The organism is Kluyvera genomosp. 1 (genome assembly GCF_001266615.1).
GTDB classification, from domain to species: Bacteria; Pseudomonadota; Gammaproteobacteria; order Enterobacterales; family Enterobacteriaceae; genus Kluyvera; species Kluyvera cryocrescens_A.
The window spans coordinates 1-23,668 of the sequence record NZ_LGHZ01000029.1 but is presented as its reverse complement, the minus strand read 5'-3'; the positions used below and the strand labels follow the sequence as shown (position 1 = coordinate 23,668).

Here is a 23,668-nt window from a genome sequence, read left to right as displayed (position 1 = left end):
TCGGGGCGGGTTGCTTGCAACCAGATGTCCATCACCCAATCCTCACCCACCGCCACCCGGCCGCCATCATCACCAGTACAATCGTCACGCCTGCCGCCATGTGCAACAGGAAATCCATAGGATGCACTTCTACCGGATGGCAAAACGACAGCAGCGTCAACGCCATACAGGCAATTCCTGCTCCCGAGACCGCCAGCGTGCGCAGTGGATACAGAGCCCGAGTGCGCCGAAGGTAGCCAATCATAATGGCCATCATTGGCGCACTCACCGCCATCATAAACGCGTAGCAGTTTACCTCATCGGGATGGCTTTCCGGCGCGTGTGTGGTCCCGAGGCTGAAGATAACGCCGCCCAGCCAGAGCGACACCAGCGGTACGAACCACCGCCAGCCAAGAGGTTTTCGCCCGGCAATGCTCAGCAAAAAAGCATTGCGGATTGCCAGTGTTCCCATCACAAAAGCCACGACCAATTGCAGCGCGGCCAGCAGCGCGCCGGATTGCGTCCAGTCCGTCGCCACACGATGAAACACCAGGCTGCTTAACCAACCGCACGGCAGCGCCATCAGCAGCCAGGCGACGACCCGCCAATGACTTGCCCAGGGCCGGCGTATCGGCCCGGCGTCCCGGCTTAGCTGTGCTATCAAAAGTTCATGATCGGTCATGGTTGGCTCCCATCCGGCGAAGGTTGGTTAGTGCTCTGTGTAAAAGCGATTTCACTGCCGAAATGCTTAAATTATTGCGGGCAGCAGCCTCGGCAAGGCTCATCTCCTGCAGGTGGATATGCTCCACAATCTGACGCTGGCGTGAAGGGAGCTGGTCAAGTATTAACGCCAGCTCTTCTTGTTCATCATGGTCCGGGCTGTGTTCGGCGGCAGGCTCAACGGCCTGCTCCTCATCGGCTTCACGCAGCCAGTGACGGCCACGCTTGCGTAATGCATCAACGGTACGGGCCTGAGTAATGGCCATCAACCACGGTAGAAACGGGCAGGCGGGATCGTAGGTATGGCGTACCCGGTGAACAGCCAGCAGGACATCCTGGATAACGTCATCAACCAGCACGCTGTCGGCAATCTGCTTGCGGACCATCGCCCGAATTACCGGCACAATGGCCCGCAGCAGTTGGGTATAGGCATCGCTGTCGCCCGCCTGTGCGCTTGCCATCAGCGAGGGCCATGCTCCACGCGGCGCTAAGCCGTTATCCATATTCCGCCATGCCCGTTACCTCATACTTTTTTACCCGATGCCTGATTCAGGGCGTCGACCACAATTGCCGGGGTCAGCACCTGCGGCAGCACTTTCGGCGCGCTACCGTCTGCAGGATAGACCACGTAGAGCGGCAAACCACCCTGCCCGAACGCGGTCATCGCGTCATCAATATCGGCATTAAATTTGGTGGAGTCCGCCACCATATAGACCGTGCCGGTGCTCGCCAACGCCTGTTTCACCGCCGCGGTGGAGAGTGACGTCCGCTCGTTCACCTGACAGGTAATGCACCAGGAAGCGGTAAAATCGACAAAGATAGCTTTGCCATGGCCGCGCATCTCCGCCACCGTCTGCGGTGACCACTTCACCTGGGTGATATTTTCAACGCGCTGTCGTTCAGGCTGCGACGGCTGAACGTGCATCACGCCGGGCAGTGGACTCACCGCGGCGATAAACAGCACCACCGTCACCGCTAGCAGCGCTTTGTAGGATTGACCAATATAGCGTCTGCGCTGGGCCATCCCGTACAGCCATGCAGCAAAGCTCACCACCACAGCACAAATGAGTATCGCTAACAGCGCCGTTGTCCCTGCCTGCTGCGTCAGCACCCACACCAGCCAGGCAAACGCTCCCAGCATCGGGAACGCCAGACCACGTTTGAGGATATCCATCCATGCCCCCGGTCTTGGTAAGCGTTTGGCGATAGCAGGGAACAACGAGATCAGCGTAAAGGGCGCGGCAAACCCTATCGCTAGCGCCAGGAAAATGACCAGCGATACCAGTGGAGGCTGTACTAACGCATACCCTACCGCACCCGCCATAAACGGTGCCGAACAGGGGGTCGCCACGACAATCGCCAGCGCACCGGTGAGGGCTGAACGCACAAATGCTCCGCGTCCCACCGAGATCTCCCCGGCCCGCTGCAGCGATAATCCCACTTCAAACACCCCCAGCAGGTTTAGCGCCGCGCCAAGCACGATCAACGCCAGAACGGCAATCACCATCGGAGATTGAAGCTGAAATCCCCAGCCAACGGCGGTCCCCCCGGCGCGCAGCGCCAGCAAAATACCAGCCAGCACCAGCATGGTAAAAATCACACCCAGCAAGAAGCCTAATCCTTCAGTGCGCGCGCTTTTTACATCACCCTCATGGCGCAGAATACCCAGCGCCTTAAGCGAAATAACCGGGAACACGCAGGGCATCAGGTTGAGTATAATGCCGCCCACAAAGGCGGCCAGAATGGCAGTTAACATAGCGAACCCCACGAGCTAAATTACGAGTGCGATTTCGCGTACAGCTTCACCGCATCCATCGCTTTCTGAATGTGTTCATCAGGGTTACGGTCCGTATAACTCATTAGGATTTTGCCATCCGGGGCGATAACAAATGAGGTGCGATCCGACAGCGTTTTGCCATTCATCTGCATCGTCGTTTGGTACTCTGCCGCCACTTTCGCGCCTGGGTCTGCCGCGACGGCAAATTTATCCCGGCACTCCAGTTTCGAAAACTCATCCACCTGGTCGACGTTCCCGGCGGTCACACCCACCACGGTTGCACCGAGTTTTTTGAAATCATCAGTGGCTTCAGCAAAGGCGTGCGCCTCCAGGGTACAGCCTTTGGTAAAGGCTGCCGGGAAGAAATAGAGCACCACCGGCCCTTTCTGCAAAGCCTGCTGCAGGGAGAAAGTCAGCGGCTTACCGCCAAGTGCGCCTTGCAGGCTGAAGTCAGGCGCTTTTGCGCCGGGCTCAAGAGCGGCATTCGCATTCATGGCGAAGAGAGAAAAACTGAGTACGGCGGCGGCTGACAAGGTTTGCAAACGTTTCATGGTCGACTCCATCAGGGGATAAAAATGCTGTCTACATAATAGTTCGCACGCTAACGCCTGAAGGTTTCGGTCGAGGATAAAAATTTTTCGGGCTCGCGTGATCACCGCTCCTGAACGTTCCCCCTTGGCACAAATCTCCGGCAGGGAAAGTCCCCTACTGGAAATTCATAACCCAGATCACGGAAATTAATTTCTAAATCATAAAACCTATTTCCAGTATGACCTTGTTAAGATCCTTTTCGAGAGCCAATGCGGCGCCGACGCCGCATATTAAAAGGTGCACTCCATGCGTAAAGATTTAACCAGCAATGAGCTACGGATTTATAAATTTTGCCAGGAGAATCCTGCTGACGTTTATAAAATGAAAATCCATGAGTTGGCTGAACGTGTTTATACCACCGCACCGTCTATTTCTAAGCTGGTAAAAAAATTAGGTTTTAGTAATTTTCAGGAGTTTAAAGTTGACGTTCGTGATGTATTTTCAATGTCGAAAAACTTACAGCATCACAATTCGTTTGTTAATGAATATCTCCAGGAAATGCAGGATGCCTTAACCAAGGTATCAGAAAGCAAAGTGAAAGCCTTTTGTGATTTTTTATCCGGTTGCAGCACGATTATCACCTGGGGATACGGCACCTCAGATAGCGTGGCGAACTATGTCAGCTATAACCTGATGGTGCTGGGTTTCAATATTCTCAATGAAACCGATTATACCAACTGTAATGTCCGCAGCCGATTTCTGACGGCCAATGACTGTATGCTTATCGTCTCCAATAGCGGTGAGTCAGAAATGCTGGAAGAGATTATTTTTAATGCCAGAAAAAACGGTATCAAAGTAGCCGCCATCACCAGTCGAGCCAACTCGACGCTGGCACTTAAAGCCGATGCCGCGTTGATTTATAAAAATGCCATTATTAAAAACACCGCATTCGAAAATATTAGTTATCCAATACAAATAGCCATCATCGACATCATGCTTTTCCATTTATCCAATGTCAGAAAAGTATCGCTAAAATTTAATTCAAAGGTAGAAGACTCATGAAAAACGTTAAACTCGTTGTGATTGGTGCAGGAAGCAGCTACACGCCAGAACTGATTGAAGGGGTGATTAAAAATCACCATCAGTTACCCGTTTCCCATATTGCGTTTGTCGACGTAGAGATGGGCAAAACGAAGATGGATATCATCTTTCAACTCACCCAACGGATGCTGGCAAAAGCGGGTTTAGCGATTGAAGTGACGCAAACACTTAACCGTGGGGCTGCGCTACAGGATGCAGACTTCGTGGTCACGCAGCTGCGCGTTGGCGGTATTGACGCCAGAATCATCGATGAAAAACTGCCGAAATCCTACGGTTTTATCGGCCAGGAAACCAACGGTGCAGGCGGGATGTTCAAGGCCTTACGTACCATTCCGGTGATCATTGAAATCGCCAATGAAATGAAAGAGATTTGCCCCAACGCCTGGCTTATTAACTTCACCAATCCGGCTTCCATGGTGACGGAAGCGGTGCTCAAGTACAGCAATAACAACCGTGTCATTGGCCTGTGTAATGGCCCTATCAATATGACTCATCAAGTCGCCGGTTTATTGAACGCTAAGGTCGAGGATTTATACGTAGAGTTCAAGGGCTCCAACCACATGAACTTTATTACTAAAATCTTGCATCACGGCGTCGATCGCACGCGTGAAACCATCGATTTAATCAACGCTGCAGATGTTGATGCCCTGAGTTTTAAAAACGTCAGCAACGAGCAGTTTAATAAAGAGCTGCTGGCCGCCACCAACTTGATTCCCTCTTCTTATTTAAAGTACTACCTCAAGACCACTGAAATGCTGGCCGAACAGGATGCCGCAGAGCTTTCCCGCGGTGAAATCGTTAAAAATATCGAAGCGGAGCTGTTCAAGAAATATAGCGATATCTCCCTTCAGGATAAGCCTAAAGAGCTGGAAGCCCGTGGCGGCGCACTCTATTCCACCGCGGCGCTGAACGTTATTCGTGCAATTTATCTCGATGATAAGAGCATTCAAACCGTCAACGTTCGCAACGGTGGCGCGATTACCAATTTACCGGCAGACGCGGTAGTGGAAGTGAACTGCGTGATGACGCGTAATGGCCCAATGCCAATTTGCACCGGCGAAATCCCATCACCTGCGAAAGGGATTGTGTCGATGATGAAAGACTATGAAGCGCAAATCGTGAAAGCCGCTGCAACCGGCGATTATCAGGCACTTATCGCCGGTTTCATCTTCAACCCACTGTGTTCAAGCGATAACGCTGGCGTTGAATTGGTGAAAGAAATGCTGTTGGCCAATAAAAAGTATCTGCCTTTATTCGCAAAAACTATTGCAGCCCTTTAATGACGGGAAGATACAGATGAAATATACAACGTTTAATAACAATGTCGCGCTGGCCGAGCAGGTGGTCAACGAGCTCTCGTTACTTGAGCCACATTCCCGCGTATTGATCCCTTCAGGGAGCACGCCGCAGTGGGTCTATGATGCGCTGGCGGCAACCCATGTTGCCCAGCATCTCACCTTCTTTGCGCTGGATGAGTGGGTCAATGTCCCCAGTGAGTCCGACGGCAGCTGCCTGAGCATGATTAACCACGACTTTGTGCGCAAGTGCACTCAACCGGTGAAATTAATCCATTTTGATCCTTATGCTTCCACGGAACAAAACATTACTCATTACGAGAGTGCGCTAAACGGCGAAGAATTCGATTATGTGATTCTGGGCGTGGGGATGAATGGGCATATTGGCTTAAACGAGCCGGGCGTTTCTTTCGATGAAGATTATCTACAAACCCAACTGGATGACGTCACTATCAACGTTGCCAGTCATAAATATTTCTCGGGTAAGGTGACGCTCACTGAAGGAATTACCGTGGGTCTGAAGAAAATCATCAAAGCCAAAAAAGTGATAGTCATCATTAACCACGAAGCTAAAAGAGGCATTTACCAGGAGATCGTCAATGGCGATGCTCATCACACCACAATTCCGGCAATCTATATAAAGCAATTCCCGCAAGTAAATTACTACATTACCAAAAACCTTAAAGGGTAAGCGGAAATGAGCATAACCTCTCTACTCGAACAAAAGATGTTGCCGTTGGCCGAGAAAATCTCGTCAAACATCTACCTGACCGCACTCAAGAACGCGTTTATTGCCCTGATTCCTTTTTTAATTGTTGGCTCATTTTTTCTGCTTTTAACCAATTTCCCTATCAGCGGGTATAACGAATTTATGACCTCACTGCTGGGAAAAGGGACGCTGGATAAGCTCAATTACGGAATTAACGCCAGCTATGGCCTGATGACGTTGTTAGTCATCATCACGTTCTCAAAGGAGTTAGTTGAAAAGCTCAACCTCAGTCAAAGTACCGCTATTTTACCGGTCTCTATATTCTTCTTAATGCTGCCGGGAAGCATCACGACAGAATCAGGAAATATTGTGGCAGGGGCTTATGCACTGCTCGACTTTAGCTCTGAATCGATGTTCTTAGGAATTATTGTCACTGTTATCACCATCAAGATGGTCGAGTTTCTGGAAAACCGAACGTTTACCATCAAGATGCCAGACAGCGTGCCAATGGAGATTGCCAAATCCTTTAAATCGCTGGTGCCGATTTTAGTGGTTCTGCTGTTCTGGATAATCGTCAAAGTTCTATTTGAGAACACGCATTTCGGCACGCCGGGGAAATTTATCAGCGTCATGCTACAGGAGCCGCTGCTCTATCTAGGCAACTCCATCTTCTCCCAGCTCATTGCCGAGCTGATGATTAGCCTGTTCTGGTTCTTTGGCATTCATGGCGACTCAATTGTTACCTCCGTGATGGGGCCAATTTGGCAAACGCTCAGCGCACAAAATCTGGCGCAAACGCAGGAAGGCCTGGCGGCAACCAATATCATTACTCAGCAATTCAGGGACGTGTATTTGATTGCTGGCGGCACGGGCTTTACCGGGGCACTGCTCATCAGCATCTTTATGGTTGCCAAAAGCACCCGCCTGAAACAACTGTCAAAACTGGCGGCACCTGCGGCGTTATTTAATATCAACGAACCGATTATTTTTGGTTTACCGATTGTGCTTAACCCGCTGATGCTTATTCCTTTCCTGCTCACACCTATTGTGCTTTGTACAGTGACCTACGTGGTTATCGCGCTCGGTTGGGTGCCCCCGACTTCCGGCGTATCTATCCCCTGGACCACGCCAATTTTTGTTTCCGGATTCCTGACCACCGGGATTTCTGGGGTTCTCTTACAAGCGGTCAATTTGGTTATCGCGACGGCCATTTATTTGCCTTTCGTGAAGGTGTTAGACAAGCAATATCTTCATGAAGAGCACCTGATGGCCAGCGCGAGCGACGAGCTGCAAACTCAGCCATAAAGGCGGGACGGTAATACCCACATAATCCCGGCTGACGCCGGGATTATGTTGAAAGAAGCGGCTCGTTAACTTGCCACACTCCCCCAGACCAGCCGCCCCTTATGGAACGTGGCGGTGCGCGGAGAGATCCTCGCGACGGCCTCCGCCGAGCACGAAGCATCCACCAGCACAAAGCTCGCGTCATCCTGCACCTTTGGCCAGACCTGCTCACCTTTCTCGTTGAGCGGCATGACGTCACCAGTGGCGAGGAACAACGAGCGCGACAGGTTTTGCTCGTTCGGGCGAATATACAGCTGGGCATAAAGGTTCGCTTTCTCCAACATATCGCCAAGGCCATACGGAGCCCAATGGTCGATAGCACTGTCGGTGCCGGTCATGACCGTCACACCTTTATCCCGCAGCTGTTTCAGCGGCATATGCAGCGTACCGATTGGCACCGTTGAGGCGATAGAAATCTGCTGTGCCGCCATCCGTGTCGCAATCTCATCCACCTGCTGTTCATTCATCATAGCCAGCGCAAAAGCGTGGCTGATGGTCACTTTTCCCTTGAGCTGCGGCGTTTTCTCAACGGTTTCCACCATATATTTCACCGCCGCGATACCCGCTGGGCTGGTTTCATGCAGATGAATATCGACCCCTTTTTGGTAATCGATAGCTATCTGGAACATAGTATCGAGGGATTTTTCCATCGCACCGTCAACGTTCGTCGGATCCAGCCCACCAACGTAGTGCGCCCCGGCCTGCATCGCTTCACGCATCAGCGGTTCTGATTTCGATAACAGCAGGCCGTGCTGCGGGAACGCGACAATTTCACAGTCGAAATCGGCTTTGCGTCGTGCCAGCACCGCCTGGAGATTTTCGAGATTTTTCAGCCCCGACACCGGTTCGATATTGCAGTGGCTACGGGCAATCGTGGTGCCTTTTGATTGCAGCAGATCAATCAGCTTCCCGGCGCGCTCCTGGGTGTAGGGCTGCAGTTCGGGCAGCAGTTTTTGCTCGAGCTTAATCATGTCCTGAATGGTGGTACCCGCCGGGCGATTGAGCGAACGCCATGGACCGCCGTAGAACGTTTTATCCAGGTGAATATGCATATCGCGCATCGCGGGAAGCATCAATTTACCACCGGCATCATAGTGCGGCAGCGTCGCGTCCGGATGGTTTTTGTTGTCGCGTAGCGCGACGATCTTGCCCTCGCTTATCTCCACGGTATGCAGCGCGGTACGGGTATGTACAGCAACCGCCCCTTCGTAATCAAAGCCCGTTTCGAGCAGCACGTTGTCGAGATAATAGTGGCTGTCGGTAATATTCATGGTTCCTTTGGTTTCGCAGACGGCAGCGCCGGAAGTGGCAGCATACGCCACGGGGGCAGTCGCGCCAAACAGCGCAGCAGCGGTGACTATTTTGCCGCTATTGCTGAGAAACTCACGGCGACTTTTGTTCTCTTGCATCGTCGTTCCTTAATTTTAATGGATGATATGGGTGCCCGTTTCACCACGCAGTGCGGCGGGCAGACATTCCGGCGTGGTGATAATCACCCGTTTCCCGCCGTGTTGTAAGAACTGTAGGCTGGCGACAATCTTTGGTAGCATGCTGCCCGCCGGGAAGTGGCCTTCATGCATGTAGCGCGTCATGGTGGCGATATCCACTTGCCCCAGCGACTGCTGCTCAGGTTTACCAAAGTGGATACACACTTTTTCCACGCCGGTGGTGATCACCAGAATATCGGCGTGGATCTCGCGTGCCAGCAGCGCGGTCGAGAGATCCTTATCGATCACTGCGTCCACGCTGTGATAATCCCCCTCTTCCCCCAGCACAACCGGAATACCGCCGCCGCCTGCGCCAATGACCAAAAAGCCTTTCTGCGCCAGCGCTTGAATGGCTTCGGATTCCACGATGCGCTTGGGTTCCGGTGAAGCAACAATGCGACGGTAGCCGCGCCCGGAATCGTCGACAAATCGCCAGGTCGGGTTCGCTTTTTGCAGCTCGTCGCACTGCTCGGCACTGAAGAATGCGCCGATCGGTTTGGTCGGATTGGCAAAGCCCGGATCGTTTTTATCCACTTCCACCTGCGTCACCACCGTCACCGCTTTTTGCTCACCGCGTTTGGCCAGTCGATTGTTCAGCGCCTGCTGAATCAAATAGCCAATCCCGCCCTGCGTATCGGCGACGCAGTTGGCGAGCGGCGTTAACGGCAGCCCTTCGCGCTCGTGGGCGATCTCCGCGCGACGCAGATCCAGCCCCACCTGCGGGCCGTTACCGTGCGTCAGCACAATGTTGTAATCCGACGCCAGCATCTCCAGCACCGTGTCGGCGACCGCTTTCACCGCCTCTGCCTGATGTTCAATCGACTGACTGGCGTTGTCTTTGATAATGCTGTTGCCACCAATGGCAACGACCACAAGTTCTTTCATCGTGTAGGTTTCCAGTGCAGAAGGTGATGTGATTATTGTTGTTGGGTTAGCACCCTCTCCCTTTTTAAGGGAGAGGGTTGGGGTGAGGGTTAGTGCGCTGAGCGGCAACCCTCACCCCAGCGCTGTTACGCGCTGTAGCGCTCGCACCAGCTCAGAATGGCCTTCTCAAAGCAGGCAAACGGCGGATGAACAATCCCGGCACCAATCATGCCGATCCCCGCATCTTTGTGCGCAATGGCGGTGTTGATCACCGGCAGAATGCCGCTGCTGCCTACACGGGTGATATCGATAGCCGTCGGCACGCCCATAAAGCCCAGCAAAGGGATGGTGACGTTCGGGTTTTCGCCCAGCGTGATTTCCCGCATCTGGCGCGAGAAGTCGATAGCTTCTTCTACCGTGCCGCCCACCAGCGCCACGATGGCCGGTGCCGTCGCCATCGCAAAACCGCCGATACCGTAGGTTTCAGTGATCGCGCTGTCGCCGATATCCAGCCCCGAGTCTTCCGGTTTATACCCTGCGAACATCGGGCCGATAACCTGCTGTGCCGGGCCGGTAAACCACTGCCCCGGCAGGCCGCTGACCCGCAGACCGAACTCAACGCCGTTGCGCGCCATGGTGGTCACCACGGTGCTGTACTCAATGCCGTGCGCCGCGTCCATCGCCGCTTTACACATCGCCATCCACGTTGGGCCGGAGAAGTAATCGCTGCTGGCGACAAATTCGAACACTTCACGCTGCTGCTCAACGGAATAACCCGCCTGAATAATCCCCGGCGTCAGTGCCTGAATGAGCAGCGTGGTGCCCGCATTGTTGCGGTTGTGGCACTCATCGCCCATGTGCAGCGCCTGAGCCAGCATTAAGCGCAGATCAATCTCACCGATAATCTTCATCGCCTCGCGCAGCATCGGGCCCTGCACATCGCGCATCCAGTTCAGACGGTCAATAACGCTTTGGTCGTTGGCCCCCATGCGCAGAATCTTGGCCATCTGCTCGCTCATGTTGGTATAAGCGATGTTGCCGTAGGTTTTGTTCTCCACGATATGCATAAACATCGACGCCGAGGTCACGCCCGCCATCGATCCCACGCAGTCATGTTCGTGGCACGGTGAGAAGGTGATCTCCCCGGAAGCCGCGAGGACAGCGGCTTCGTCGATATCTTTTGCCAACCCTTCAAACACCAGCGCCCCGGTCACTGCGCCCTTCATCGCGCCGCACATGTTCTCCCACTTCACCGGCGGGCCGGCATGAAGAATGGTTTTCGGCGTCATACCCGGCACCACGTTGATCGCCTGGTCAAAGCCGATCAGCACCGGATGCGACTGAATAATCCGTTCCAGCGCCTGCTGGTTAGCGGCGGCAATTTTGTCCGCCAGCGGGGAGTCCGCGATACTGTCTAGCGCGTTCACAATCTGCATGTTGCCCTGGCCCGGCGGCGTCCAGTCGAGCTGGGTGACAGCGACATGCTGCTTTTTTAGGTCATCGCTAAACATCTCGATACCCACGTTAATCACGTTCAACGGCTGGGTAAACAGTGACTGGCTCATCAGGCTTCCTCCCCTTTGCAGATAATTTCACGGGCTAGCAATCCGGTATTGGTGCTGCTACTGGCGAGGATCACCCCTGCATCGCTCAGCATCTGACGCTGTTGTTCCAGCGGCGGCGTGTCCAGATCGGTGCCCAGTACATAGCCGAGGATCACCAACTCGCGTCCGTCGGCTTTGGCGATCGCTTTCGCCTCTTTGATCGCCTCGATGGTCGAACCTACCGGATCTTCATGCGATCCGAATCCCAGCACGAAGTCCATCACCACCACGCCCACTTCTGGGTCGCACGCTTCCTGGAGCAATCGGCTAATACGGTTGGTTGGATCGATCATCGGATGCGGCTTGCCGTTGGTGAAATCGTCATCACCGAAATCAAGGAAAGTGTGTTTAATGCTGTGGTTGATATCCGTCAGACGGAAGGCAGGATCCGGCTGGATGTTGCTGTAAACGTCGCCGTGTTTCTCCATCACCGCAAACAGGGTTTCATCGCACAGCGTACCGCCGCAGAACAGACCGCGAATGTACTTTTGTTGCGGGGTTAACAGAGCGCGCATATCGCGAACCAATGCGCCATTTAACGGATGCAGATCTAACGACGCTTTATTTACGCCGCTCAGCAGCACCGCTTTCAGCGCGGCGTCTTTGGTGCCACGGGCAAATTGCAGACCTTGTTCATCAGCCGGCGGCTCAGCGCGACCGAGGAAACAGACCACCACCGGTTTACGGCAGGCACGAGCGCGTTCCAGTACTTTCTGCGCCACGGCTGGCGCTGGCGGTTTAGAAACCAGGACGATAATTTCGGTTTGCGGATCGTTTTCCAGCATGCCGATTGCATCCAGCATCATCAGCCCACCGATTTTCTCACTCAAATCGCGACCACCGGTACCAATCAGCTGCGAAATGCCACCGCCAAAATCGTGGATGCGTACGCTCAGTTCCTGGCTGCCGGTACCCGAGGCACCGACGATACCGATATTGCCGCGACGCACCGCGTTACCAAAGCACAGTGCCGCGCCGTTAATAATGGCAGTGCCGCAGTCTGGGCCCATCATCAACAGCCCTTTTTCATGCGCCAGCTGCTTAAGCTCCCGTTCATCTTCGATGGTGACGTTATCGGAAAACAGCATCACGTTAAGATCGTTTTGCAGCGCCTGACGCGCTTCACGGGCGGCAAACAGACCGTTGACCGAAATGACGGCCAGATTGCTCTCCGGTACGTGTTTTTTGGCGCTGGCAAGCGTAGCGTAGCGCGCTTCGTGCGAGCCGCTCTCGGCCTTCTTCGTGAATAGCTCTTCAATCGCCGCCAGCGTCTGGTCGTTGTCCGCGCCAGCTTTACCGTTGATAACAATCATCAGATCGCCGTTTTTCGCCTCATCAAGCTCCGGCGTCAGCAGGCCCAAATTTTTCAGCACCCCTTTGTTCATCTCGGTCGCCATCGCCACAAATGCCTGATCGACACCGTCGAGCTTGTTGGCGCGGGTGGAAATCGACATAAGCGATACCGAATCAAAATACGTGTTCTTTTTAATAACTATTTTGACTGACATAATTTCCTCCATACGTTTGGCTCAGGGCGCAGGCGTCCGCCATGCCGTACAGCATGTCGCAGCCGGAACTTGAGCCAATATTTTTAATATTGGCGATAGCCTGGATAGAAAAATGAGCGGGGTCATTAATCATGCCGTTAATAAACCCATAAAGACTTTCACGATAGCGTTGCGAAAATGCAGCTTCCATCGTAATAGCACTGAGCTGAGTGGTATTTCCCCGTGCCACTGCCAATGCAGAATTAAAGTCATCGCGATATTTCTGCGCCGGATGGCCGTTAATAAATAAAATCGAACTCAAGCCCACTAAATAATCATCCGCCGACGGCGTCAGACCAATACCCAGCCCCACCATATTGGCGACGGCCGACGTAATTTCCTGGCCCTGCAATACTGCGTTAAATAAGGTTTTACGCCGTTGCTGTAAGGCGAAAGCAATAGCCTGATAAAACGGGTTATCGTCATGCCAGAGAAACAACGTCTCATTTTCCTGTAGCTGCTGGTAAATCAGCGCGCTCCACTGTTGCCAGGGGATGTTCTGAAACTGTTGGTCATCTATCTGCGGTATGACCGGTTGCCAGCGCTGACAGGATACGGTGTCCAGCCATTTGTCCTCGCCAACGCTAACGCCTGTAGGGTAAAACTGAACCGGCTCACCTGCCCGGAACAGACCGTCAAAGTGAGTGAGTGCTAACCGACTACTATTAGGCGCATTGTCGTAGTCTTCGCACAACAGCGTCATCAATTGCTGCTGTGCGGGGAGATACAGGTTTACCGCCCGGGAAAAAACCTGTTCAACTCGCCCGATGCCGCGCTCAGAAAGAAAGCGCTCATCTGCAGTTAGCGCTCGCTCACACCGCCGCATTGGGGTGTTGATAGCGCATCTCCCCTATCAGGCTCCGGCTGCAATCAGCAGCTGGGCAATTTCGTCGAATCCCTTCTCCCGCGCCAGTTCCAGAGGTGTTTTACCGTATTTGTCGGTCATGTGCGGGCTGGCGCCGTGTTCCAGCAATAAGGCGACAATCGTCTGCTGGGTTTCACCGCCATCGTTTAGCACAATGGCTTCGAGCAGCGGCGTCCAGCCAACAAAGTTGGTGTGATTGACGTTAATGTGAGTACGAATTATTAACTCTTTGACGATTTCAAGATGGCCTTTTTCACAGGCTGGAGTGAGCCCTACGCCACCAAATCGCGTTAAGCGATTTAAATCCGGTCGCGCGGGTAAAATTAATCGTAACAGCGTTAAATCATTATTCAGGCAGCTAATGAGAAAAGGGTTTAAGCAGGTTTGATCTTGTTTATTAATATCCGCACCTGCATCAATCAATGCCGCAACGCAATCATATTTCTTATGCAGGCTGGCGAGCGTAATTGCGGTTTGCCCCTGACGGTTACAGACATTAATATCGACTACCTGGCGCAGGCAGGATTTTAATTTTGTTAGTTCACCTTGTTGTGCAGCCAATAGGTAATCAGCAATCAGATCATTGTGAGTCATAATAATTCCCCTGATTTTTTGTGGCTGTTTTGATGAATTGAGAATAGCAACGAAAATCGGAGAAAAGAACCCGCTTAAATTTTATTCGCCATAACCCGGCTGATTATTGAAAATATTTTAATAATCTGCACAGACTGTGCGGCAGTGCACCGTTTATTTCTTTCACGCTATGCCCCTTAACTCAATCAGGTTTTCTTTCTATATAGTTTCAACACGAAACCACTACACAAGAGGAAATCACCATGAACGGACTCACCGCAACGGGCATTACTGTTGGGATTTGTGCAGGTCTTTGGCAGATGGTGTCTTCGCAGGTTGGGCTGACGGCTGGCTGGGAATTGCTCGGCACGATAGGCTTTGTTGCTTTTTGTAGTTTCTACGCGGCGGGCGGTGGCAACACAGGCTTTGTGAAGAGCCTTGCGGTGAATTACTCCGGGGCCATTTGGGCATTTCTGGCCGCAGCGGCTTCGGGATGGCTGGCAACGGTGAGCAGCCTGTCGACATTTTGGGCCGGCGTGGTGATGACGGTGCCCTTCTCTGCGGTTATCGTCTGGCAGGGCCGATTCTGGCTCACATCGTTTATCCCCGGCGGTTTTCTCGGCATGACGCTATTTTTCGCCACAGGCCTGAACTGGTGGGTGACGCTGCTGGGTTTCCTCGCGGGAAACTGCGTGGGCTACCTCTCGGAATACACCGGGCGAAAGCTGAGCGAAGCGACCTCAAAAGACACAGCGTGATGCGGTTTTAAAAGTTATTCAAAAATCATTGCCCAATCATACGTTCTGCCAATACATTCATCTGTGGATCCCGGCGGCAGGAGTAGGCAGATGAATTCCATTTTTACCGAAGAAAACCTGCTGGCGTTTACCACCGCCGCACGGTTTAGCAGCTTTAGCAAAGCGGCGGAGGAGCTGGGTTTAACCACCTCCGCCATCAGCTATACCATCAAGCGCATGGAGACCGGGCTGGACGTCGTGCTGTTTACTCGCAGCACGCGAAGTATTGAACTGACCGAATCCGGCCGCTATTTTTTTCGCAAAGCCAGCGATCTGCTGAATGATTTTCATGCCATCAAGCGCAGTATCGATACTATCGCCCAGGGGATCGAGACCCGCGTGCGCATCTGTATCAACCAATTGCTCTATACGCCTAAACACACCGCCAGACTGCTGCAGGTGCTAAAAAAACAGTTTCCCACCTGCCAGATAACGGTCACCACCGAGGTTTATAACGGCGTGTGGGATTCGATCATTAATAACCAAGCGAATATCGCTATCGGTGCGCCGGATACGCTACTTGACGGCGGCGGTATCGACTATACCGAAATTGGCGCCATCCGCTGGGCCTTCGCCATCGCGCCCACCCATCCGTTGGCGTTTATGCCGGAGCCGATTTCCGAAAGCCAGCTGCGGCTGTATCCCAACATCATGGTTGAGGATACCGCGCACACCATCAACAAAAAGGTCGGCTGGCTGCTGCACGGCCAGGAGTCGATTCTGGTGCCGGATTTTAATACCAAATGTCAGTGCCAAATCCTTGGCGAAGGGATCGGCTTTTTACCCGATTATATGGTGCGCGAAGCGATGGCCGATACCCTGTTGGTCACCCGGCAGATCCACAACCCGCGCCAGGACTCCCGTATGCTGCTGGCGACTCAGCACTCGGCCACCGGACAGGTGACGCAGTGGATAAAGCGGGAGTTTGGTCCACGGGGTGTTTTAACCGGGATTTATCAGGATTTACTGCATCGGGAATAGCCAGATTACGTGCACATGTAACGAAACGGCCCCGGTTGGCATGGGCGCAACACCACGTTGATCCGCGGCGTTTTAAAGGTGTACATCCCACCGAAATAGGGGTCAACCATCAGCCAACCCGGAATACCTAACAAAGGGATATTACCCAGGGTGTACCAGTGGCTAAGACGATATTCGAGCGGCATGAGGGTGGAATAGTACCCTTCATGGCTGACCGTCAGCGTATAGCTCCGCTGACCGAAGTAGCTACCGTCCGCTTTCTTTAAGATAACCGACTGCGGCGTCTGTCCTTTAACCACAATATTTCCCGCACTATCGGCAATCACAAAGGCGATATTAGTGGGCGTACTATTGATATAAACCGCCTCTTCTTCACTTCCGACAATAGCCGCACAACCGGTCAGGAACAAAGGCAGGAAAAAAAGAAAAACTAATCGTTTCATGATCAACACTCCATTTCGCTACCGGATAAAGGCGACCGAAATGGAGGCTGACTTAAACGACTCGTAGGCTAAGAAAGCGGGTTAGGTAGCAGGCAATCCACAGTGCAGTAAATTCTTTAATAACGCATTTGATTTAAGATGATGAAATTGTGGTGAGGCGGCGGGCCATTCTATTAATGACACCCAGTGTCCGTGTTCACGTAAAGCTGTGGCAAATTTTACCTGTAAATCAAATGGCGTAATGCGGTCCTGCAAATTACCGATAACTAATATATGGCGTTTAGGATCCGTCGTCATATTGGCAATATAGTCGGGGGGATCATAGGGAGTTACCAAGCCGGTAATATCTCTATCCGGCTGGCTACGTTCACCACGTGCAACACGTAATCGTTCGGCACGTTCCAGCAGCCCGTAAGCTCCAGAAGTCAGAATCGCACAGCTCACATCCCGCCGGCCGAAGGTCATCACCGCTGCCGCTGCCGTCGCACCACCACTCTGGCCCGACAGCACAAATTTCTTAATGCCGTATTGCACGCGCAGCTGTGTTAACGCCGCATCGATGGCCATAAACTCACTGCGCTGGCGGCGGTTGGCGTGATTGCCGCTGGATCCATAGGTACCAGGCCGCGCAAGAATAATCACCGGTAGCCCTGTTTGTTTTGACAGACGCTGTGCCCGCATATCCTGGGCTTCTTCCGTATTATTTGGAATATCGGCCGGGTCTCGACGCATGAAGGCATTGCGATCGCCATACAGTACCACCAGGACATTCGCTGCCGACTGCAAATTTCCAGCAGCAAAATAGCGAATACAGGCGTCACCACCCTCGTAGCTGACCCACACGGCATCTTGATGGATAGGGCAATTCCCCTGATCTGCCGGCTGGTTCCAGAGAAGAGGCGGCGAAGCCAAAGCGGATAAGGAGATACTTAGAAATAATACAATCCAGGCTATCCTTCCGCGCACTTTTCTTCTCCGGTTAAATATCGGATAAACATTTTCGACAGAATACACAAATCGCCAAACATAATGTTATTCTGGCCCAAAGAATTATGTCCAGGGATTGACTCGCGCAACAAGGAGAATAAATGTCAGTTGACCATTTACTTGCGCATATTCGGCCTCAGGTCGAAAAGCTTGATATAACCACACAGCCCTCTCCCTTTCCGGGCTATATCCTTTTTCTGAGCGCCAGCAATGCTCAGGACCGAGCTTATACCGCCTATGCCTGCGGCGATACGCTGGATGAAGCGTGGCAGCGCGCGCAGGATGATTTACAGCATTGGGCAAGCCAGCAGAGCCGCCAGCCCGTTTGGCTGCGCGTCGATCTGGTCGACAAAATTCAGACCCTGCGCTGGGATGCTCTGCTGGAAAAGCTCGGCAAAACTAAACGTAACTATTTCCGTTTTGGCTTAAGTTTTACGCCTGACTTCCGACAGCCGATCCTTGAGCAGGAAATCAATGCTAACGCGCTGATGTATCATGGCACGGAAGGGGTTGCTACGCCCAATGCCGCCAATCTAGCCCACTATGGCCGCTGGCGTTTTGGTCATGCGTTACGCTGGCCGGATGAACCGCAGCAGCTTATCTGGCGCTTCAACACCCGTAGCGTCTTTAGCGACGGTAAACAGGTATATCCCATTGAATCTCAAGGCCGAAACTCCGGTTATCGTCAGTTAACTCACTGGCAGGAAGAAGCGCTCGATCCGATGATCTTCTCCGCAACCGACTACCTGGCACGGCAGGTGAAAAATTCGGGCCGCTACCACTATGGCTGGTTCCCCTGCTTCGATCGCCCCATTCCAACCTATAACACGTTGCGACATGCTAGCTCGACCTATGCGCTGTTAGAAGGTTGGGAAGTGACGCAAGAACCGACCCAGCTCGCGGCCATTGAACGTGCGTTGCACAATCTCTCTACCGAACTTATCGCCACCCGACGGCTGCCAGATGGCAGCGAGGCAGATTTTCTGCTCGACACCGGTGGCGAAATTAAGCTTGGCGGTAATGCGGTCTGCATCCTGGCGATGAGCAAATATAGTGAACTGACCGGCGATGAACGGTATCTGCCGCAAATGCAGCGCCTCGCCAACGGCATTGGCTTTATGCAAAAACCGGATACCGGCGGCTTTAATCATGTGCTTTATGCCGCCGACCTGTCGCTGAAGGCAGAACACCGCATTATCTATTATGACGGGGAAGCGGCTTTTGCCTTGATGCGCCTATATGGATTAACGAAAGATCCGCGCTGGCTGGCAATCGTTGAGCGCGCTATGGATCACTTTATCGCGCAGAAGCACTGGCAGGCTCATGACCACTGGCTAAGCTACTGTGTAAACGAACTGACTTTGTACCGCCCGCTGGCGCGCTATTACCAGTTCGGGTTGGACAACGTCCGCGATCATCTCGACTTTGTGACCCATAGGGTAACCACCTACCCTACGCTGCTGGAGCTGATGATGGCAGCATCCCGTATGCTGGAACGCCTTGCCGACTCTGAACATCGGCATCTGCTGGACGGATTCGATATGGCGCAATTCAATCTGGCGCTGGAGACCCGCGCACGTTATCTCGCCAACGGCTTTTTCTGGCCGGAACTGGCGATGTTTTTCAAAAATCCACCCTGTATCATGGGCAGCTTCTTTATTCGTCATCACAGCTTCCGCGTGCGTATTGATGATGTGGAGCACTACCTCTCCGGTTATGTGGCATATCGCAAACAATGGCGTCGACTGCATGGCTACACGGCATAATCCCTTGCCAGAGAGCGTGGCGTAAATGAATCAGCGTCCTGGCTTTTTTGCCCGGAAACGATGGCTACCCTTGTTTCTGGCGCTACTATTTATCCCGCCAGATTTAGGCGCGGGCTGGGATTTTAATACTATCAATGAGCGGACCCAGCGCCTTTATGGACCGGCAACGCCAACCGCACAGCGTAATATTAATGACTGGGAGTTGTTGCTTAAAAAACCGACAGACGGCAATATTCAGGCCACCCTCAACCGCGTAAACCAGTTCTTCAATTCACGCATCCGCTTTGTGGATGATATGACGGTATGGGGGCAAGAAGACTACTGGGCCACGCCGGTGGAAGCGCTGCGTAAAGGCGCCGGGGATTGCGAGGATTACGCGCTAGCGAAATATTTCACCCTACGTGAATTAGGTGTTCCTGCAAGCCAGTTGCGAATTACCTACGTTAAAGCATTACAATTAAATCAGGCACATATGGTTGTTACCTGGTATTCGACTCCGGACGCAATTCCGCTGGTTCTCGATAACCTCAAACCCGCCATATTACCCGCCACCGCCCGCAGCGATCTGCTCCCCGTTTACTCTTTCAACGGTGAAGGCTTGTGGATCCCACAAGCCAGCGGCAGCAAACGCGTTGGCGACAGTAAAAGGCTCTCTCGTTGGCAGGATCTTCTCACCAGGATGCGTGCAGAAGGATTTGTAATTAATGAATAGGAAGCGGTCATGTCCCTTTATAAACAGCTACTGATTGGCATCTGTCTGTTTACGCTGACGATCTTCTGCGGCAACTTTTTCGCGACGCTGGAAAGCTCGCGCGAGCAGTACCATAACCAATTGAGCGCACACGCTCAGGATGCAGCTACGGCGCTCGGTCTCTCGCTGACCGCGCATATTGACGATCCGGTCATGACAGAACTGATGGTGAACTCAATATTCGATAGCGGCTATTTCTATCGAATTCAGGTTCTGGATATTAAAACCGGCAAACCCATTATTGAGCGACAAAATATTCCGCCAAGCGCCAACGTTCCTGGCTGGTTTGTACGCATGGTGCATTTGAATCCGGGCCAGGGGGAAGCCGTGGTCATGCGAGGCTGGACGCAAGCGGCCCGCGTTGAAGTCATCAGCCACCCGATGTTCGCGCTAGCACGCCTATGGAGCAGCCTGGTGGCTAGCTTCCTGTGGCTCACCGGCTGTAGCGCTCTGTGCATCCTTGGCGCGATGGTCATGCTACGTCATCGCCTGCGCCCGCTGAACTACATTGTCGAACAGGCCATGGCCATCAGCCGTCGCGAATTCCTGAGCCTGCCCGCACTGCCGAAAACCCCGGAGCTACGTCGAGTTGTTGAAGCCACCAACATGATGGTGACTCAGCTTAAAGCACTGTTTAGCGAGCAGGCGCAGCGCACTGAAACACTGCGCCAGGAAGCCTACAATGACAGCCTGACCGGCCTCAATAACCGCCGGGCATTCGATATAAAATTTCAGACCCGCCTGAGCGACGAAGACCATGCGGACGGCAACCTGATTTTACTCCGCGTGCAGGATTTGATGGGCCTCAATCAGCGTCTTGGCGGCGCGAACACGGATCAGCTCTTAACCGCTATTGCGGATATTCTGGGCGATCTGCAGCAGCGCTTCTTCCCGGCCGAAGGCTTTGTCGCCCGCGTGCGCGGCGGCGAGTTTGCTATCATCACCTCTTCCGTTTTGCCTAATGAGATGGAAAGCTTTGCCAACTCACTCAACACCCAGCTGAAGGCGCTTTACGAAACAGGCCTGAGTGACGTTAACCCGGTTGCTCATTTTGCCGAGGTTGCCTTCCACTTTGGCGACTCTCCGCAAAATCTGCTGCGCCAGGCGGATCAGATTCTGGTCGCGGCCGAAGCGGACATGCGCACCTTTGCCGATCCTGAAGTCGCCCAGCAACAGCAGCCGGATGAAGATCACCATCAATGGCACCAGCGACTGAACGCCATTCTGGATAAAGAAGCGTTTGAGCTTTATTCCCAGCCGGTTTATGAGTGCAATACAAAGCATATTGTTTTACATCGCAAAATACTGGCACGTATTAAAACGGAAGACGGCGAAATTATTCCTGCGGGCCGCTTTATTCCGTGGGTACGTCGTCTGGCGCTTGGCCGCAGGATGGACGTGGTAATGCTCAAACAGACGCTCCGCGCGATGGAAAGTACGACCCACGCCTTTGCCCTCAGCATCAGTGGCGAGAGCGTGGCCGATGATGACAGCCTGAATGCGCTGCTTCAGCCGCTAAAAACCGCGCGTCATCTCACTTCGCGATTAACGCTGGAACTGGACGAGAACGAACTTCCCGATCCAGAACGCGTCAGCGTGCTGGTGAAAAAGCTGCAGGAGCTTGGTTGCGGTCTCGGTATTCAACACTTTGGCGGACGCTTCCACCTCATCGGTAACCTGCCGCAATGGGGCCTGGCCTGGATTAAAGTTGATGGTGGTTACATTCACCATATCAACGAAGAAGAAGACAAAAAGCTCTTCATCGAAGCCATCTATTGGGCAACACGACAGATCAATTTGCCACTCATTGCCGAACGAGTGGAAACGGAAGGTGAGCTGGCCGTACTGGAGAAAATCGGCCTGTATGGCGCTATGGGGCGTTATTTTAGCGACGCCAGCACACTACAATAAATCTCAGGAGAGTAGCCATGCACTATATCGAACGTGATGCAGAAGGACGAATTGTTCGGATCGAAATCGTAGAATTCGACGGAATGACCGAACAAACCGAAGAATCAACTCCTGAAATCAGCGAGTGGCTAAAAGTAAATAGTATTCGCACAGCGACCATTCAACAATTGCAGCAAAGCGATCTTAATATGGTCCGCGTATTGGAAGACCTTATTGAGGTATTGATGAGTAAAGGGATCATCAGCATTACCGACCTCCCTCCTGCTGCACAGAATAAATTACTTAGTCGTGCCCAGGCTCGTCAGACTCTAAGCGGCCTGGAAGGCCTCATCGGCGATGACGATGAAAGACTTATCTAGCTGACTATTAAGCGTCATATTCAGGTGCATTACCTGGCACCTGAATATGATTAGCAAACTAATTGTTAATATTTTTTTGTCCCCCCCTACTAACTTTTTACAAGACATCGCGATTAAAACGACATTAAAATCAAAGAATATTTTTTATATCTGAAATAACCTAGGTTAAATCTCAAAGATATTGCCTTTTCATGAGGGATCATGAAAATCCAATATAAGAAAAACTAACCTATCTATCTGATATACGTAGAAAGTCTTTGTAATAAGCCAACACTTAATAAGTGTTCCAGCGGCAATGGAAAAGCCAGCGAAAAATGAAGGGGGAGAACTCAGATGAACGGTGTAGCCGGAACTATTAAAGCGATTATCGGACAGGTATTCGCGATTTCACCAGATGGCAGCAGACGCTTATTGGTGGAAGGCGATAAAATCCTGGCCGGAGAACAAATCGAAACTGGCGCAAACGGCGCCGTCACTCTTACTCTTCCAGATGGAAAAACGCTGGATCTCGGTCGCGACAGCCACTGGGATGGTGCCCATAGTATCGCAGCAACCCCAAATGCAGCCGATCAAACGGATATTGCCGCAATTCAGCAGGCCATTGCCGAGGGACAGGACCCGACACAAATTCTTGAAGCCACTGCCGCAGGCCCGCAAACCCCAACGGGAAGCGGAGAGCCAGGCGCTGGCGGTGCACATACCCACGTAATCCTCGACCTGACCGGTGAAATCGTTGATCCCACAGCCGGATATCCCACTGAAGGCCTCGAATTTCCCAACACGCCGATAGAAGAAGAACTCACCATTCTCGATAGATCCGAAAACGAGATCGCTCGAGACGACTCGGATGCTGACGCGGATGCGGACGCTGATGCCGATTCTGACGCCGATGCAGATGCCGATTCCGACGCGGATGCCGACGCTGATGCGGATGCAGATGCAGACGCCGATGCGGATGCCGATTCCGACGCTGATGCAGACGCGGATGCTGATGCCGATGCCGATGCGGACTCGGATGCAGACGCGGATGCTGATGCCGATGCCGATGCCGATGCGGACTCGGATGCAGATTCCGACTCGGATGCCGATGCGGACGCCGATTCCGATGCGGATGCCGATGCAGACGCGGATGCAGATGCCGATGCCGATGCCGACTCGGATGCGGATGCCGATGCCGACGCGGATGCAGACGCCGATGCCGATGCCGACGCTGATGCAGATGCGGATGCCGACGCCGATTCGGACGCAGATGCCGACGCTGATGCCGATGCCGATGC

The 23,668-nt window shown here is 52.9% G+C and carries 23 protein-coding genes; 11 read left to right on the top strand and 12 right to left on the bottom strand.

The genetic code is table 11. The features are described 5' to 3' along the window. Positions 1-31: 31 nt before the first annotated feature. From KP80_RS16015 to KP80_RS16000, 4 genes are read right to left on the bottom strand one after another with little or no spacing between them, the layout of a single operon-like run. Positions 32-661, bottom strand: coding sequence for an NrsF family protein (locus tag KP80_RS16015; RefSeq protein ID WP_052284646.1), 630 nt, complete (start codon positions 659-661; stop codon positions 32-34). Continuing rightward, positions 648-1,202 (bottom strand): sigma-70 family RNA polymerase sigma factor, encoded by a 555-nt coding sequence (locus KP80_RS16010; RefSeq protein WP_052284645.1) that lies wholly within the window; start codon positions 1,200-1,202, stop codon positions 648-650. The genes KP80_RS16015 and KP80_RS16010 overlap by 14 nt, the downstream gene beginning before the upstream one ends. A gap of 20 nt (positions 1,203-1,222) precedes the next feature. Next, positions 1,223-2,455, bottom strand: a complete 1,233-nt coding sequence (locus tag KP80_RS16005; RefSeq protein ID WP_052284644.1) for a protein-disulfide reductase DsbD family protein — start codon at positions 2,453-2,455, stop codon at positions 1,223-1,225. Positions 2,456-2,475: 20 nt separating this feature from the next. Then, positions 2,476-3,027 (bottom strand): peroxiredoxin, encoded by a 552-nt coding sequence (locus tag KP80_RS16000; RefSeq protein ID WP_052284643.1) that lies wholly within the window; start codon positions 3,025-3,027, stop codon positions 2,476-2,478. 286 nt (positions 3,028-3,313) lie between these two features. Here KP80_RS16000 and KP80_RS15995 point away from each other — a divergent pair, with 286 nt between their 5' ends. Genes KP80_RS15995 through KP80_RS15980 form a run of 4 tightly spaced genes read left to right on the top strand, consistent with a single transcriptional unit; the run spans position 3,314 to position 7,417 of the window. Next, the gene (locus KP80_RS15995; RefSeq protein ID WP_052284642.1) at positions 3,314-4,069 is read left to right on the top strand and encodes a MurR/RpiR family transcriptional regulator; all 756 of its coding nucleotides are present in this window, start codon (positions 3,314-3,316) and stop codon (positions 4,067-4,069) included. After that, positions 4,066-5,388, top strand: a complete 1,323-nt coding sequence (locus KP80_RS15990) for a 6-phospho-beta-glucosidase (protein WP_052284641.1) — start codon at positions 4,066-4,068, stop codon at positions 5,386-5,388. The genes KP80_RS15995 and KP80_RS15990 overlap by 4 nt, the downstream gene beginning before the upstream one ends. 16 nt (positions 5,389-5,404) lie before the next feature. Beyond that, complete coding sequence (locus tag KP80_RS15985; RefSeq protein ID WP_052284640.1) at positions 5,405-6,094, top strand: 6-phosphogluconolactonase; 690 nt, start codon at positions 5,405-5,407, stop codon at positions 6,092-6,094. 6 nt (positions 6,095-6,100) lie between these two features. After that, on the top strand, positions 6,101-7,417 hold the full coding sequence (locus tag KP80_RS15980) for a PTS sugar transporter subunit IIC (RefSeq protein WP_052284639.1): 1,317 nt from the start codon (positions 6,101-6,103) through the stop codon (positions 7,415-7,417). A gap of 65 nt (positions 7,418-7,482) precedes the next feature. Here KP80_RS15980 and KP80_RS15975 read toward each other — a convergent pair whose 3' ends face one another. From KP80_RS15975 to KP80_RS15950, 6 genes are all read right to left on the bottom strand, one after another. Beyond that, positions 7,483-8,865: an amidohydrolase family protein gene (locus KP80_RS15975; RefSeq protein WP_052284638.1), complete on the bottom strand. Its 1,383-nt coding sequence runs from the start codon at positions 8,863-8,865 to the stop codon at positions 7,483-7,485. Between the two features lie 15 nt (positions 8,866-8,880). Beyond that, positions 8,881-9,828 carry a carbamate kinase family protein gene (locus KP80_RS15970; RefSeq protein WP_052284637.1) on the bottom strand — a complete coding sequence of 316 codons (948 nt, stop codon included), beginning with the start codon at positions 9,826-9,828 and terminating at the stop codon, positions 8,881-8,883. 125 nt (positions 9,829-9,953) lie between these two features. After that, on the bottom strand, positions 9,954-11,372 hold the full coding sequence (locus KP80_RS15965; protein WP_052284636.1) for a DUF1116 domain-containing protein: 1,419 nt from the start codon (positions 11,370-11,372) through the stop codon (positions 9,954-9,956). Beyond that, a complete protein-coding gene (gene fdrA, locus KP80_RS15960) occupies positions 11,372-12,919 on the bottom strand; it encodes an acyl-CoA synthetase FdrA (protein ID WP_052284635.1) in 1,548 nt (515 codons plus the stop codon). The genes KP80_RS15965 and fdrA overlap by 1 nt, the downstream gene beginning before the upstream one ends. Further along, positions 12,897-13,784, bottom strand: a complete 888-nt coding sequence (locus tag KP80_RS15955) for a DUF2877 domain-containing protein (protein ID WP_052284634.1) — start codon at positions 13,782-13,784, stop codon at positions 12,897-12,899. The genes fdrA and KP80_RS15955 overlap by 23 nt, the downstream gene beginning before the upstream one ends. 27 nt (positions 13,785-13,811) lie before the next feature. Next, positions 13,812-14,417: an ankyrin repeat domain-containing protein gene (locus KP80_RS15950; protein WP_052284633.1), complete on the bottom strand. Its 606-nt coding sequence runs from the start codon at positions 14,415-14,417 to the stop codon at positions 13,812-13,814. A 242-nt stretch (positions 14,418-14,659) separates the two neighbouring features. Here KP80_RS15950 and KP80_RS15945 point away from each other — a divergent pair, with 242 nt between their 5' ends. Both KP80_RS15945 and KP80_RS15940 read left to right on the top strand, forming a co-directional pair. Continuing rightward, a complete protein-coding gene (locus tag KP80_RS15945; RefSeq protein ID WP_052284632.1) occupies positions 14,660-15,154 on the top strand; it encodes a DUF1097 domain-containing protein in 495 nt (164 codons plus the stop codon). 90 nt (positions 15,155-15,244) lie between these two features. Beyond that, the gene (locus KP80_RS15940) at positions 15,245-16,174 is read left to right on the top strand and encodes a LysR substrate-binding domain-containing protein (protein ID WP_052284631.1); all 930 of its coding nucleotides are present in this window, start codon (positions 15,245-15,247) and stop codon (positions 16,172-16,174) included. A 5-nt stretch (positions 16,175-16,179) separates the two neighbouring features. Here the strand turns inward: KP80_RS15940 and KP80_RS15935 are convergent, their stop codons facing one another. Together KP80_RS15935 and KP80_RS15930 are read right to left on the bottom strand one after the other, a co-directional pair. Further along, positions 16,180-16,617 (bottom strand): hypothetical protein, encoded by a 438-nt coding sequence (locus KP80_RS15935; RefSeq protein ID WP_052284630.1) that lies wholly within the window; start codon positions 16,615-16,617, stop codon positions 16,180-16,182. Positions 16,618-16,698: 81 nt separating this feature from the next. Beyond that, complete coding sequence (locus tag KP80_RS15930) at positions 16,699-17,631, bottom strand: alpha/beta hydrolase family protein (protein ID WP_231625935.1); 933 nt, start codon at positions 17,629-17,631, stop codon at positions 16,699-16,701. 74 nt (positions 17,632-17,705) lie between these two features. Between KP80_RS15930 and KP80_RS15925 the strand changes: the two genes are divergently transcribed. From KP80_RS15925 to KP80_RS23445, 5 genes are all read left to right on the top strand, one after another. After that, positions 17,706-19,370 carry a Mur ligase gene (locus KP80_RS15925; RefSeq protein ID WP_052284629.1) on the top strand — a complete coding sequence of 555 codons (1,665 nt, stop codon included), beginning with the start codon at positions 17,706-17,708 and terminating at the stop codon, positions 19,368-19,370. A gap of 25 nt (positions 19,371-19,395) precedes the next feature. Beyond that, positions 19,396-20,082 (top strand): cysteine protease LapG, encoded by a 687-nt coding sequence (gene lapG / locus KP80_RS15920; protein WP_082221755.1) that lies wholly within the window; start codon positions 19,396-19,398, stop codon positions 20,080-20,082. A 9-nt stretch (positions 20,083-20,091) separates the two neighbouring features. After that, the gene (gene lapD, locus KP80_RS15915; RefSeq protein WP_052284628.1) at positions 20,092-22,032 is read left to right on the top strand and encodes a cyclic di-GMP receptor LapD; all 1,941 of its coding nucleotides are present in this window, start codon (positions 20,092-20,094) and stop codon (positions 22,030-22,032) included. A gap of 17 nt (positions 22,033-22,049) precedes the next feature. Then, positions 22,050-22,391 carry a hypothetical protein gene (locus tag KP80_RS15910; protein WP_052284627.1) on the top strand — a complete coding sequence of 114 codons (342 nt, stop codon included), beginning with the start codon at positions 22,050-22,052 and terminating at the stop codon, positions 22,389-22,391. 333 nt (positions 22,392-22,724) lie between these two features. Beyond that, positions 22,725-23,668, top strand: a 944-nt coding sequence (locus tag KP80_RS23445; RefSeq protein ID WP_156315677.1) for a retention module-containing protein, incomplete at its 3' end; no start/stop codon positions are given.

What these genes read in the sequence shown, in the direction of transcription:
- KP80_RS16015 (WP_052284646.1), bottom strand. Translation starts at nt 661, where the DNA reads ATGACCGATCATGAACTTTTGATAGCACAGCTAAGCCGGGACGCCGGG.
- KP80_RS16010 (WP_052284645.1), bottom strand. Translation starts at nt 1,202, where the DNA reads ATGGATAACGGCTTAGCGCCGCGTGGAGCATGGCCCTCGCTGATGGCA.
- KP80_RS16005 (WP_052284644.1), bottom strand. Translation starts at nt 2,455, where the DNA reads ATGTTAACTGCCATTCTGGCCGCCTTTGTGGGCGGCATTATACTCAAC.
- KP80_RS16000 (WP_052284643.1), bottom strand. Translation starts at nt 3,027, where the DNA reads ATGAAACGTTTGCAAACCTTGTCAGCCGCCGCCGTACTCAGTTTTTCT.
- KP80_RS15995 (WP_052284642.1), top strand. Translation starts at nt 3,314, where the DNA reads ATGCGTAAAGATTTAACCAGCAATGAGCTACGGATTTATAAATTTTGC.
- KP80_RS15990 (WP_052284641.1), top strand. Translation starts at nt 4,066, where the DNA reads ATGAAAAACGTTAAACTCGTTGTGATTGGTGCAGGAAGCAGCTACACG.
- KP80_RS15985 (WP_052284640.1), top strand. Translation starts at nt 5,405, where the DNA reads ATGAAATATACAACGTTTAATAACAATGTCGCGCTGGCCGAGCAGGTG.
- KP80_RS15980 (WP_052284639.1), top strand. Translation starts at nt 6,101, where the DNA reads ATGAGCATAACCTCTCTACTCGAACAAAAGATGTTGCCGTTGGCCGAG.
- KP80_RS15975 (WP_052284638.1), bottom strand. Translation starts at nt 8,865, where the DNA reads ATGCAAGAGAACAAAAGTCGCCGTGAGTTTCTCAGCAATAGCGGCAAA.
- KP80_RS15970 (WP_052284637.1), bottom strand. Translation starts at nt 9,828, where the DNA reads ATGAAAGAACTTGTGGTCGTTGCCATTGGTGGCAACAGCATTATCAAA.
- KP80_RS15965 (WP_052284636.1), bottom strand. Translation starts at nt 11,372, where the DNA reads ATGAGCCAGTCACTGTTTACCCAGCCGTTGAACGTGATTAACGTGGGT.
- fdrA (WP_052284635.1), bottom strand. Translation starts at nt 12,919, where the DNA reads ATGTCAGTCAAAATAGTTATTAAAAAGAACACGTATTTTGATTCGGTA.
- KP80_RS15955 (WP_052284634.1), bottom strand. Translation starts at nt 13,784, where the DNA reads ATGCGGCGGTGTGAGCGAGCGCTAACTGCAGATGAGCGCTTTCTTTCT.
- KP80_RS15950 (WP_052284633.1), bottom strand. Translation starts at nt 14,417, where the DNA reads ATGACTCACAATGATCTGATTGCTGATTACCTATTGGCTGCACAACAA.
- KP80_RS15945 (WP_052284632.1), top strand. Translation starts at nt 14,660, where the DNA reads ATGAACGGACTCACCGCAACGGGCATTACTGTTGGGATTTGTGCAGGT.
- KP80_RS15940 (WP_052284631.1), top strand. Translation starts at nt 15,245, where the DNA reads ATGAATTCCATTTTTACCGAAGAAAACCTGCTGGCGTTTACCACCGCC.
- KP80_RS15935 (WP_052284630.1), bottom strand. Translation starts at nt 16,617, where the DNA reads ATGAAACGATTAGTTTTTCTTTTTTTCCTGCCTTTGTTCCTGACCGGT.
- KP80_RS15925 (WP_052284629.1), top strand. Translation starts at nt 17,706, where the DNA reads ATGTCAGTTGACCATTTACTTGCGCATATTCGGCCTCAGGTCGAAAAG.
- lapG (WP_082221755.1), top strand. Translation starts at nt 19,396, where the DNA reads ATGAATCAGCGTCCTGGCTTTTTTGCCCGGAAACGATGGCTACCCTTG.
- lapD (WP_052284628.1), top strand. Translation starts at nt 20,092, where the DNA reads ATGTCCCTTTATAAACAGCTACTGATTGGCATCTGTCTGTTTACGCTG.
- KP80_RS15910 (WP_052284627.1), top strand. Translation starts at nt 22,050, where the DNA reads ATGCACTATATCGAACGTGATGCAGAAGGACGAATTGTTCGGATCGAA.